11 protein-coding genes are annotated in these 12,342 nt (G+C 43.0%); 3 read left to right on the forward strand and 8 right to left on the reverse strand.

The window, feature by feature from the left end:
- Positions 1–50 precede the first annotated feature (50 nt).
- From AXI57_RS21445 to AXI57_RS15695, 6 genes are all read right to left on the reverse strand, one after another.
- Positions 51–173: a hypothetical protein gene (locus AXI57_RS21445; protein ID WP_010788356.1), complete on the reverse strand. Its 123-nt coding sequence runs from the start codon at positions 171–173 to the stop codon at positions 51–53.
- A 97-nt stretch (positions 174–270) separates the two neighbouring features.
- Complete coding sequence (locus AXI57_RS15675) at positions 271–441, reverse strand: type II toxin-antitoxin system SpoIISB family antitoxin (RefSeq protein ID WP_061670599.1); 171 nt, start codon at positions 439–441, stop codon at positions 271–273.
- The gene (locus AXI57_RS15680; protein ID WP_003327423.1) at positions 441–1,187 is read right to left on the reverse strand and encodes a type II toxin-antitoxin system SpoIISA family toxin; all 747 of its coding nucleotides are present in this window, start codon (positions 1,185–1,187) and stop codon (positions 441–443) included. Before AXI57_RS15680 ends, AXI57_RS15675 begins: the two co-directional genes overlap by 1 nt.
- A 108-nt stretch (positions 1,188–1,295) precedes the next feature.
- Positions 1,296–2,294 carry an inorganic phosphate transporter gene (locus AXI57_RS15685; protein WP_003327422.1) on the reverse strand — a complete coding sequence of 333 codons (999 nt, stop codon included), beginning with the start codon at positions 2,292–2,294 and terminating at the stop codon, positions 1,296–1,298.
- A 12-nt stretch (positions 2,295–2,306) separates the two neighbouring features.
- Positions 2,307–2,924 carry a DUF47 domain-containing protein gene (locus AXI57_RS15690; protein WP_003327421.1) on the reverse strand — a complete coding sequence of 206 codons (618 nt, stop codon included), beginning with the start codon at positions 2,922–2,924 and terminating at the stop codon, positions 2,307–2,309.
- Positions 2,925–3,213: 289 nt separating this feature from the next.
- Positions 3,214–4,530, reverse strand: coding sequence for an APC family permease (locus AXI57_RS15695; RefSeq protein ID WP_061670600.1), 1,317 nt, complete (start codon positions 4,528–4,530; stop codon positions 3,214–3,216).
- Between the two features lie 419 nt (positions 4,531–4,949).
- Between AXI57_RS15695 and AXI57_RS15700 the strand changes: the two genes are divergently transcribed.
- The 3 genes from AXI57_RS15700 (at position 4,950) to AXI57_RS15710 (ending at position 9,297) form a co-directional block, all read left to right on the forward strand.
- Entirely contained in the window at positions 4,950–5,900 is a 951-nt protein-coding gene (locus AXI57_RS15700) for a ring-cleaving dioxygenase (protein WP_061670601.1), read from the forward strand.
- A gap of 280 nt (positions 5,901–6,180) precedes the next feature.
- Positions 6,181–8,313, forward strand: coding sequence for a glycosyltransferase family 39 protein (locus tag AXI57_RS15705; protein WP_061670602.1), 2,133 nt, complete (start codon positions 6,181–6,183; stop codon positions 8,311–8,313).
- Positions 8,314–8,325: 12 nt separating this feature from the next.
- The gene (locus tag AXI57_RS15710) at positions 8,326–9,297 is read left to right on the forward strand and encodes a glycosyltransferase family 2 protein (protein ID WP_061670603.1); all 972 of its coding nucleotides are present in this window, start codon (positions 8,326–8,328) and stop codon (positions 9,295–9,297) included.
- Between the two features lie 597 nt (positions 9,298–9,894).
- On the opposite strand, the gene AXI57_RS15715 is transcribed toward AXI57_RS15710, so the two are convergent.
- On the reverse strand, positions 9,895–10,413 hold the full coding sequence (locus tag AXI57_RS15715; RefSeq protein ID WP_061670604.1) for a hypothetical protein: 519 nt from the start codon (positions 10,411–10,413) through the stop codon (positions 9,895–9,897).
- A 411-nt stretch (positions 10,414–10,824) separates the two neighbouring features.
- Entirely contained in the window at positions 10,825–12,186 is a 1,362-nt protein-coding gene (gene htrA / locus AXI57_RS15720; protein ID WP_061670605.1) for a serine protease HtrA, read from the reverse strand.
- Positions 12,187–12,342 lie beyond the last annotated feature (156 nt).

A 12,342-nucleotide genomic window follows, 5' to 3' on the forward strand; every position in this document is an offset into this window, starting at 1 on the left:
TGGTTTCGGACTTCTTCAGCAAAATAGAAATCCCGGATCACCCCGGGATTTTATTTTTTCTTCTTCAATCTCTTTAGGATTCCGATACTCCGCTCCTTCATTTTAAGCGAATATCCCGACAGTCCGAACTTTCCATAATCTATGAATTTCACACGCCGTACAATTTTTTTCACATCATCACCTTGACTATCCTCTGATTGCTCCTATTATATGTCACAGACGGAGAAAAGGAATGAGGACAAGAGCCGTTTCCCTTGTCCTTTAGTGTGATCATGCTTTTTTTCTTTTATACTCGTCAATCAGCCGCTCATTTTCTTTGAAAATTCTTGCCGTGTGGGGGCTGACCTGATAGCTTGCGACGCTGGTGGTTGATCTCTTTTTTAATATCTTAAACGGTTTAGCCGCGCGGGTCGAATGATCGTTTTGAAAAGCACGTTCCATTATCCGTCACCTTCCTCCTCAATTGGCAGCACCAAATCGTAAATGCTAGTTAATGATGTGAAAAGCAAATAATCAAATTCTGTTACAATGCTGTCTGACGCAAGCTTTATGACGTAGCTGCGTGTCTGGACTGTAAAAGGGATGAGTGCCAGCTTCCCGTGCTGATCATAGTATACATCTTTTCGATCCAGCCGGCTCTGCACCTCAAATGCATCATCCATATGCTCGGTTAAGCGGTCTTTTTCAAGCTGTGTCGAATATTCACACAGCGAAGCCGTTAAGTTCATTTTGTCGGCATAGGTTTTGAGCAGCTTGTCGATGCCCTCGGCGTATGCTTCTATACTTCCATAATAAACATGGATCGGTTCATTTTTCAATAGGTATTGGTACGTTTTTAATTTATCAAGATAAACGTGGAGCATTTCATTGTTTTCTTCAAGGATTTCCCGTGTGTCGGTTTCTAATTCATTGCCGGCAAGTTTCTTTACGTAAGCGCTCAAAAAGATAAAGGCGTCAATCAAAGCAAAGCTGACAGCGACAATCAAATAATTCGTCCATTCCCTGAAAAGGGAAGAGGGGTCATACGTCCAGTATACCATGGCACCGATGACAAAGATCAAATACCACGTTTTCCGGATCGCAAACATTTTTTCTTTCACCTTTGCTTCAAACCGCCACACCGCATATACGTATAGGCCTAATGCGGCCATTATGCACCAAACCATAATCTGAAAGAATAAAAGCATGCGTATCCCTCACATCCGAATAAGTTCTGCCTATATTCATTCTATGGATATGTCTGGTTTTCCTGTCACATGAAAAAAACCGCCCCTCAGAGAGGAAACGGTTTTGCATTAGAATATCATATTTAAAATAAAGTAGGCGATGGCGCCGAGTGTACCGGAAATCGGCAGCGTAATGACCCAAGTAATCAGCATGCGTTTTGCAGTGCCCCAGTTCACGCCTTTCACACGGTGAGACGCGCCGACACCAAGTATGGAAGAAGAAATAACGTGTGTCGTGCTGACAGGCAAGTGAATAAATGTTGCTCCGAAAATAATGGCTGCACCTGTTAAATCAGCAGAAACACCGTTGACCGGACGAATCTTCATAATTTTGCCGCCGACGGTTTTAATGATTTTCCAGCCGCCGATGGAAGTACCGAGACCCATCGCGGTCGCACACGCAAATTGCACCCAATGCGGGATGTCATCTGTAGTATGTAAATTTCCGGCGATAAGGGCCATCGTAATGATACCCATCGCTTTTTGGGCGTCATTCGTTCCATGTGTGTATGACTGGACAGCGGCCGTTAAAATCTGCACTCTGCGAAAGCGTTTGTTTGTTTTCGCCAAATTGCTGTCTTTAAAGATCAGCTTTACAATGCTGTAGACAATAAAACCTAAAACAAAGGCGATGATCGGGGAAAGGATCAAAGCTTCGATAATTTTGACAAACCCTTTATAGTTAAGCGAACTGAATCCTGAAGAAGCAATCGCCGCCCCGGCAATCGCGCCGATAATCGCGTGAGATGAGCTGCTCGGAATGCCGTAATACCAAGTGAGAAGATTCCAAGTAATCGCCGCACTCAAGGCAGCCAAAATGACAACCGAACCGTTTTCAAGTGTGAACGGGTCCACGATGTCTTTCGTAATCGTTTTCGCAACGCCTGTGAAAGTCATCGCGCCCACAAAGTTCATAATCGCGGCCATAATGATGGCGTGACGCGGTTTTAGCGCTTTAGTGGAAACGGAGGTTGCAATTGCGTTCGCTGTATCGTGAAAGCCATTAATGAAATCAAACGCCAAAGCGAAAATGACAATTAATATCGTTAAAATAAATAGAATATCCATTATTACCCCTCGTTACGCGTTTTTCATAATGATGGTTTCAAGATTATTGGCAACGCTTTGGCAGGAGTCTGCAATTTCCTCAAGCGTTTCATAAATTTCACGGTATTGGATTACCTTAATCGGATCTTTTTCCGTACCGAAAAGATTTTTTAATGATTTCCGGTGCAGATTGTCACAGCTGTGTTCGTATTCTTTAATTTTAATGGCGTGCGGCTGGATATCTTTTAACCGGTTGTCTGCTAGCAGTTCAATCGTAATTAAAATTTCTTTTGCGCATTCTCTGATATATCCGCTGAATTTATCAATATGCTCATCAGAAGAGGTGATTGAGAAAATTTCCATCATCGCGGAGAAATGCTCGATTCCGTCCAATACATCATCTAGGCTGTTTGTCAGCTGAAGGATGTCTTCACGTTCAATAGGGGTAATAAAAGCCTTATTCAGCTCTTTAATCATGATATGGACATGATTATCTCCCTTTGTTTCATATTCCTTTAACGTGTCCGCAAACTCTTTAAGCGTCGTTTGGTTTGTGACTTTGAAATTAACAAAATATTCTGCAGTTTCGTCTATATTTTTTGCGATTTCTGTCAAAAGGAGTGAAAACTTATCTTTTTTTCTTCTTATCATGTAAAACCCTCCATTGTTTGAATGAGACAATGCACACATCAAATTATTATATAGCCTTTTGTCGAAAAAAAACAGGAAAAGTCGAAAAAAAACGGGACTTGATTTTTTTGAAAAAACATGTCATACAACGTCCTGCTTATTTTGACCTGATTCAGCAAAAAAACGGCATATTTCAAAATCTTTTATCTTTAACGTAAAAAGTATAACAAAAGAAATGTTTTTCATGTCAAGATTTGTTTCTGATTACAGCAAAAAAAAAACGGCTCCGTATGAAGGAGCCGTTTCTTAGTCAGCTTGTTTTGCGTTTTTTTCTCCAGAAATAAATAGGCAGCCCGGCCAGACCGATGAGTATGGATAAGCCGCAGCTTAGTGTGTCCGTCATAATGGTGCTCCCCAAAACGAAGAGCGAACCTATTATGGCAAGAATCGGTACAATCGGATAAAGCGGCACGCTGTAGGCGCGCTCTTTGCCTTTATTTCGTTTTCGAAGTAAAAACACGGCGAAAAATGCCATGACATAAAAAATATAAATCATGAAAATCGAGATTTCAGAAAGCTTATCAGGATTACTAAGGAACATCAGGATAACCGTCAGGGCAATCTGAAAGGAAACCGCTATCCATGGCGTGCGGAATGTCGGGTGAACACGTGACAGCTGCTCTGAAAAAGGAAGCTGTTTCCGTTCCGCCATGGCAAATGAGATCCGCGGGAAGGATAGAATCTTTCCGTTTAAGCAGCCAAAAATACTTACGATAATTCCTATGCTGATCAACTTTCCGCCAATTGGGCCAAACAGCATGGTTGCCGCGGTACTTGTCGCGTTTTCACCGAGTCTGACGATATCGTTGGCGGAGAGCATATGAAGCAGGGCGAAGTTAATGAAGAGGTAAATCGCCGTCACAATCAAAAGCCCGCCTGTCATCGCCCGGGGCAGCAGTTTTTCAGGGTTTTTCATTTCACCGCCGAGAGCGGCAAGCAAGATCCAGCCGTCATACGCAAATAATGTCGCCAAAATGGCAGCACCGAAATTCATATCGGCAATGCTTTCGTTGACTGTGCTGAAAATATGCTGATCGCCTTTCCAAAGCCCAAATACGATAATGAAAATAATCGGGATCAGCTTTCCGATCGTAGTAAGTGCTTGGACAAAGCCGCCGTATTTGGTTCCCAAAATATTAACGACACATAGGAAGACAACCGCAGCCATTCCCGCGATCTTTGACCAGCCGCCGTCCCATCCGAAGAGGTTTGTCAGTAATGAACCGAAATAAAGTCCCAATGCGCCGATAATCGCAGGCCCGTAAATGATGATTTGCACCCAGCCGCATAAAAAACCCCAAAACTCTCCGTATACTTCCTCAAGATATGTATACAGCCCGCCTGTTTTCGGAATTTGTGTGCCGATTTCCGCTACAGTCAGCCCGCCGGCCAGTGTCAGAATGCCTCCTAAGAGCCAAGCCAGCAGCGCGGTCTGGGAACTGCCGGAATAGGCCATCACAGCGCCGGGTTTCATGAACACGCCAGAACCGATAATTGTGCCGATAACAAGAGAAAGAGCAAATGAAAGACCTATCTCTTTTTTTAATCCGTTTTCTTCAGTATTCATTTTATTTCCTCCTAAGATGTTCAGTCTTCAGATGAAGAATCTATTTTTCATATTGTAAACCCTATTTCAGAAAACTGGAGTTAAATAAATTTTCTGACTTTAGATATTTGGTTGTTATTTTATATTAAATTCATAAAAACGCATAACTTTTAACTTTAAAAAACGAACATTAAATTTAATTTTAGCGATTATAGTACGCCTTTTATTTGCTCATATACGGCGGACGGGCATTTGATATGGCAGGTTATTTGTTTAAAGTGTACATTTGTTTTTTTAAAAGAGAATATCAGGGGACACGCTTTAAGCGGATTAGTTGACATTTACTTTCGAATAAAATACGTTGTAAGTAGAAAACTACTAAATAATTTATACAGTTATATCTCGAATTCGAGATATTATCTGAAATTGGAGGAAAATATATGAAAGTCAACGGTATCCATCACGTGTCCGCCTTAACGGCCGACGCTCAGAAAAATTTAGATTTCTATAGTAAGGTCATAGGGCTGAAGCTGGTCAAAAAATCTGTCAATCAAGATGATCCGACGATGTATCACTTATTTTACGGAGATCAGGCCGCTAATCCGGGAACGGAGCTGACGTTTTTTGAAATCCCGCGCATCGCGCCTTTCCATGCAGGCACAAACAGCATTTCTTCTATAGGCTTGCGTGTCCCGGGAACAGAAGCCTTGCATTATTGGAAGAAGCGCTTTGAAGAGCATCAGGTCGCGCATAGCGATATCACAAAAATAGCAGGGCGGGACACACTTGCTTTCCAAGACCATGAAGGACAGCGGCTTGTGCTGACTGCCGACGAAAAGGGCAAGGACTATGGCACGCCGGTCGAGCAAAGCGGCATTCCGGCTGAGTATTCCTTCCGCGGTCTTGGGCCGATTGAGCTGACAGTGCCATATGCGGAACCAACCTTACATGTGCTGACACAGATTCTCGGTTTTACTGAAATCGGACAAGAAACACGTGACGGCCAAGGATCGGCTGTTATTTTGGAATCCGGGGAAGGCGGCGCAGCGACCGAGGTGCATCTTATTGAAAGAAGTGATCTTCCGCGTGAACGGTCAGGAAAAGGAAGCGTCCATCATGTTGCATTTCGCGTGAAAGATGAAGAGGAGCTTGCTGTCTGGCACCGCATCATCAGCCGTGAAGGCTTTAGCAACTCTGGAATTGTCGAGCGCTATTATTTCAAGGCGCTGTATTTCAGGGAGCCAAACGGAATTCTTTTTGAATTATCAACGGATGGCCCGGGCTTTATGGTCGATGAAGATATTCACGAGCTGGGCCAGACCATTGCGCTTCCGCCTTACCTTGAGCATCGCCGCAGTGACATTGAAGCGCGGCTGAAGCCCATTAAGTAGTGCGAACGCCCATTTAAGGATGATAGAAGAAGGAAACGCCTTTCTGTGAATCGGAAGGCGTTTTTTTGTGCGCAGAAATCCAGGCAGTTGATGTAAACGAATTCATTTCGGAGGACATGCCTTCATAGGTACAAACATTCACCGGAAAAGAGGATAAGCTTCTGGTGAATCTTTTTCACTAATTGCGGATGGCAAAATAATTGTCTTTTTTTATTAATAATTTTTTCACATTTGCTTGTTACACTTATTCACAGTTAGACGAAAAGGAGTGAAGAAACACGTGAAGATGAAAAAGCGCGAGATAGATATTTTCTTAATTCTCATTCTGCTCGCATCTGCATTCTTAAATATGTATAACATTTGGAATGACGATACGGTGAATCCTTATTACACCGCAGCAGTAACAAGTATGATGCAAAGCTTTCATAATTTCTTTTATGCTTCATTCGATGCAGCAGGCTTTATAACGGTGGATAAACCCCCGATTACGTTCCAGCTGCAAACGATCAGCGCACTTATATTTGGAATGCACGGCTGGAGCGTTATTCTGCCTCAAGCATTGGCGGGCGTCGGCTCTGTACTCTTAATGTATCTGCTGATTAAACCGACGTTCGGAAAGGTGGCAGCGCGAATCGCTGCATTCGTTATGGCATGTACACCGATTGCGGTGGCCGTAGCCCGGACAAACAATGTTGATGCATTACTTGTCTTTTTCTTATTACTCGCAACCTGGCTTCTCTTTAAAGCCGTCAGAAAAGGCAAGCTGATTTGGTTATTAGCAGCGTTCTTTATTGTCGGTGTCGGCTTTAACACGAAAATGCTTCAGGCATATATGATTTTACCGGCTTTCTTATTGTTCTATATGATTGCCGCGAATGCCACAATCAAGAAAAAAATCATTTCATTAGCAAGTTCACTGGTAGTTTTATTAGCTGTTTCTGTTTCGTGGGCGCTTGTTGTTGACAATGTGTCTTCGAGTGATCGTCCTTATATCGGAAGCAGCCAAACCAACTCTGTATTAGAGCTTGCCTTTGGATACAACGGAATTCAACGGCTGACAGGCCAAAATTCTGGTTCAGGCGGACAGGGAGGACCAAACGATAACGCTTCGAAAGAAACGTCTTCTTCTGATAACAGTTCATCAAGCGTTCAAGCGCCGCCAAATCAATCATCAAGTGATGACAAATCGAGCAGCAGCACATCCGGTCCGCCGGCTAATGGAGAGATGCCGAGCGGCGGCCAAGGCGGACCAGGCGGAAAAGGCGGTTCTGGCAGCGGTTCAAAAATGCAATCAGGCACCGGAATGTTTGGAACAGGAACTCCTGGTCCGCTTCGACTCTTCCAAACTGAATTATCTGACCAAATCAGCTGGCTATTGCCGTTTGCACTCTTTGGAATTGCAGGTTTGTTTATCGCAGGCGCAAAAGAAAGAAGAAGATTATCTGTTCAGCAAAAGGAAACGGTTTTCTGGGTTGCATGGCTTGTGCCGATTGCCGGATTCTTCAGCGTAGCAGAGTTTTTCCATCATTATTATCTCATTATGATGGCACCGCCGATTGCAGCACTTGTCGGAGCGGGATGGGTTGCTCTTGTCCATCTGTATCGCAATCATAAAGGCTGGAAATCATGGCTTCTGCCGGCAGCAATTATTGCCACAACAGGATTTGAATTGTTTATTCTTCGGAACTACAATGATCAAATCGGTTTAGCATGGAGCATTGGCGTAGGCGTAATCGGAGCGGTATCAGCAATCGCGCTTCTGGTCATGAAACAACGCCAAAAACCAATCACGTACTACATGTCACTTGTCGGTCTTCTTGTTTTACTTGTTGTGCCGATTTACTGGGCGAGCACGCCGCTTCTGTACGGAGGCAACAGCGCACTGCCTGAAACCGGCCCTCAGCTCGCTTCAAGCAGCGGTAAGGGAACGGCAGACGCAAGCGTAGACGAAAAACTGATCAAGTATTTAGAAGAAAACAATTCCGGCTCTACCTACCTATTCGCGACAACCAACGCGAACGCAGCGGCGCCGTATATCATTAAGACGAAAAAAGCGGTGATGGCGATTGGCGGATACAGCGGTTCAGACCCGGCGATCACGCTTACTCAATTTAAAAAGCTGGTGAAAGAAGGTAAGGTGAAATACTTCTTGTCTTCCGGAATGGGTATGGGCGGAGACAATGAAATTGTTGAATGGGTTCAGAAAAAAGGTAAAGAAGTTTCTGCTGATAAATGGCAATCAAGCACGGATAAAAACGCCACGACAGATCAGTCTGAACAAAAATCATCAAATAACAGGTCGTCAGACACATCAAGCGAAAGCAGCAGCTCTGGCCAGCAGGGCAAAATGGGCGGCGGACCTGGCGGAATGAATCAATCATCTACTTTATATGAACTAAGTGCGGATGAATAGGAGGGGAAAAGAATGAGCAGACATATTCAATATTCGATTGTTGTTCCTGTGTATAACGAAGAACTCGTCATTCAAGAAACCTATCAGCGCTTAAAAGAAGTGATGGATAGAACGAAAGAAAACTATGAGCTTCTCTTTGTCAATGACGGGAGCCGCGATCGAAGCGTTGAGATTTTAAGGGAACACAGCCTTATTGATCCGAGAGTGAAAGTTATCGACTTTTCCAGAAATTTTGGCCATCAAATCGCGATTACAGCCGGAATGGATTATGCGCAGGGAAACGCTATCGTCGTCATTGATGCCGATTTGCAGGACCCGCCGGAACTGATATTGGACATGATCGAAAAATGGAAGGAAGGCTATAATGTCGTGTACGCGGTCCGTACAAAACGAAAAGGCGAAACTTTCTTCAAAAAACAAACAGCAGCCATGTTTTACCGTCTGCTGCGGAGCATGACAGATATTGATATACCGATCGACACAGGAGATTTCCGTCTCCTGGACAGAAAGGTTTGCGACGAAATGAAAAAATTGAAGGAGAAAAATCCTTTCGTCAGAGGGCTTGTCAGCTGGGTAGGATTCAAGCAGACAGCGGTTGAATACGAGCGTGATGAAAGGCTTGCAGGCGAAACAAAATATCCGCTGGAAAAAATGCTTAAGCTCTCAATGGACGGTATCACCACATTTTCTCATAAGCCGTTGAAGCTGGCCAGTTTTGCCGGAATCCTCATGTCAGGCGCAGGTTTTCTCTATATGCTGATCGTGCTTTATATGAAATTGTTCACAGACAGCACGATTACAGGATGGTCATCACTCATCGTCATTCAGCTCCTATTCAGCGGCATCGTCTTATTGATGCTTGGAATGATCGGTGAATACATTGGGCGAATTTATGACGAAGCGAAAGACCGCCCTCTCTATATCGTGCAGAAAAGCTATGGCTTAGAAAACAGAAAGCTCTATCGGGATCACAAAATGCAATAAGTGAAATAGCCCCCGTCCGTTTTAAACGGACGGGGGTTTTTGATGTCTGCGGCCGCCTATAGCTCGTAATGAAGAAAGGTGGTATGGGTGACCACGTCAAGATTTATAAGGAGGAATTTAATGAGTCATCTTTTAAAAATATCACAAAATCATTCTCTGGGATCATTTTGTGAATTATAACATCATGTATATGAATTTATTAAACGAAGCTGCAGTGGTGGGGTGTGCGCTCCTCTAGTAAGGAGATTGAAACTAGATAATAACTTTGGGGAAATATAAGGATAAACGATTAAAGAAGTGCATCAGACAAACCCAAATTATTTCACATGACGAAGAAAAATAGAATGACCGAAAAGATAAGTGTCAGAATTTTATTGAGACTATTCCTTAACAGTACTCTGAGAGGTTTGAATGAAAACAAGAGATTGTATTGGAGTTTTCTCCAGTCATTCTTTCTCTTACTCCTCTTAATAACAACAACACTTGGTATAAAACAGAGCCTCAGAAGATAGGGGAAATTTTACTTGAGCAATTTAATATGTTCTAGGTTTAAAAGTACACAAGCCTGACAGTAGCCAGGCTCGTTTAAAACGTATATTAGTTGTTAGGAACATCCCAATAAGCATCCAAACCAAGATTAACGCCTACTGGGCCCAAGTTTTCTGCCTCTATATAATATTGAACTCCCGGATTCCATCCGCTAAGAACTTTATAATAAAGATTTGCTGTATCATATTTTTTAATATCTCCAGTAATTGTTGTGGAGGTTACAGCACGGCCGTTTGTGTTATACAGTGTATATTTAACTTTTGTATCAGTTCCGGAAACAGAGGCTTGCCATCCTTTAATAGATAGTTTAATAGCGTTATTCGGAGTGAAGTTCGATATAACCGTTGCGGTTCTTTGACTAGCAGATGCGGTTCTGCTGGCTAGATATTGATTTGTTACTCCGTTTTTTACATGCGTCGTTACTGATCCTGTGATTGCTTTCAAAGAAATATTTGAGGGAGTGTTATTTGCATAGAATGTTTGATTTTGAACTTCTTTTGCATTTGCAGTAGACGCTCCAATTGCTAAACTTGAAAGGAGTAGTGCGGATGTAACAAATTTTTTCATCATAGGTCACTCCGATTTCTTTAAATTAGGTTAGGTTGTTAGAACCTTCCAGTATATTATAACCATCTATACTAAATTAAGTCTACTATTTCTATGGGGATTTTTTGTTTTTTCTGTGTCTTTTTAATGGATTGCTAACTGCTTCTTATTCCCTGATCAGAAACAAAAATTAACCAGTTTCGCTATTGACACTAATAGTATTCACTCACTTTTTCTTAGCAGATCACCTTCCTCAGATAACGTTACTAATACCAAATGATAAATATTGGAAAATGTTTCGTCGGAATAATGACAGTTGAAATCCCTCTTTGTGATCAATTGTCCTGCTATATAAAAAACTCACAAAAGCAGGGACATATGTCTGCATAAAAAAACAAGGCCGCATAAGCGGCCTTGGGGAGGAATCATTTATTAAGATGTTGTTTCTTCTTTTTGGTCAAGCTTGACTTTTTTCGTCATTTCTTTTCCGTTTCTGAGAATTTTCACTTCGACAGTGTCACCTACTTTTGCATCTTTATACAGAATATTTCGGAGTTCGCTGCCGGTGTCGGTTTCTTTGCCTTTTACACTGATGATGATATCTTCCGCTTTTAGTCCTGCATCAGCAGCCGGAGAACCGGAAGCGACTTCACGGATGTAAACGCCTTTGTTCAGCTGTTTGCCGAACAGGCCAAGGGTGCCTTCTTGATAGGTTTGCGGAACTTGTGCCAAATCAAGCATGCTGACACCGATGTACGGTCGTTCAATTTCTCCCTTCGACAGCAATTCTTCCGCGATCGGTTTGACATCATTACTCGGGATAGCAAAGCCGATGCCTTCTACATCATCCTCACTGATTTTCATGCTGTTGATTCCGACGATTTTGCCATCTGTATTTAATAACGGACCGCCGCTGTTGCCTGGGTTGATTGCCGCGTCTGTCTGAATGACGTTAATGTTTGTTTCTCCGGCTGATGTTGACATGGAAACGGTTCTGTCCACACCGCTCACAATTCCCTGAGTTACCGTGCGGGAGAGGTCTTTTCCAAGCGGATCGCCGATGGCAATGACGGATTCGCCTGTTCTGAGATCAGATGAGTCGCCGAAGTTTGCCACTTTTGTGACGTGCTTATCACTGATTTCAAGGACCGCTAAGTCGGTTAGAGAATCACTTCCGACAAGTTTGGCTGTCAATTCCGTACCGTCGTATAATGAGACTTTTAGAGAAGAAGCGCCTTCTACCACATGGTTATTTGTAATAATATAGGCTTTGCCATTGTCTTTTTTGAAAATGACACCAGAACCAGAGCCGCTTTCAGTATCCTCGCCGTTGCTTGAGCCAGAAGAATCTGAACCGAAAAGGGAGTTCGAGCTGTTTGACTGAGCTTGGAGATTCGTAATGCCGACAATTGCCGGTGAGATATCTTCCACCATATTTGAAATTTTATCAGAGTCCGCAGTCGTGCTTGCCGAAGAACTGTTTTGGCTTTTGCTAGACTTTGCGGCAGTGTTTTTTGCAGATAAAGATTCTGTTTGCTGTTGGGTTGATATCTGCTTTGTTGTTTCTGAGGCATCATGGTCTCCAAGCGGCGTAAATGTATAGATTCCAAGTACAAGACTTCCGCCGATGACCCCGCCGAGCAGCGGGCGGAACCAGCCGAGTCCGCGTTTTCTCTTCGTCTCATCACTCATCACATGCCGGGCCGAATGCGGCTCTTGCTGATGATTCTCCTTCACTGAAATGACCTCATGATCTTTTTCTTCTGTTTTGTTTTCGTCACGATAGTTATCCATCATGCTCACTCCGTTTCTATAGTTCATCTCATTTTTAATAGTTAGCAAGTCAGTTTTATTTCTTGAGTTTATCATAAACGAAAACTGTGGGATAAAAATGAAAAGAATATGTGAAATTGTGAAAAAGTGCAAAAATTCTCCGAAAAGGGTACACTG

It is taken from the genome of Bacillus atrophaeus (assembly GCF_001584335.1).
Classification (GTDB): Bacteria; Bacillota; Bacilli; order Bacillales; family Bacillaceae; genus Bacillus; species Bacillus atrophaeus.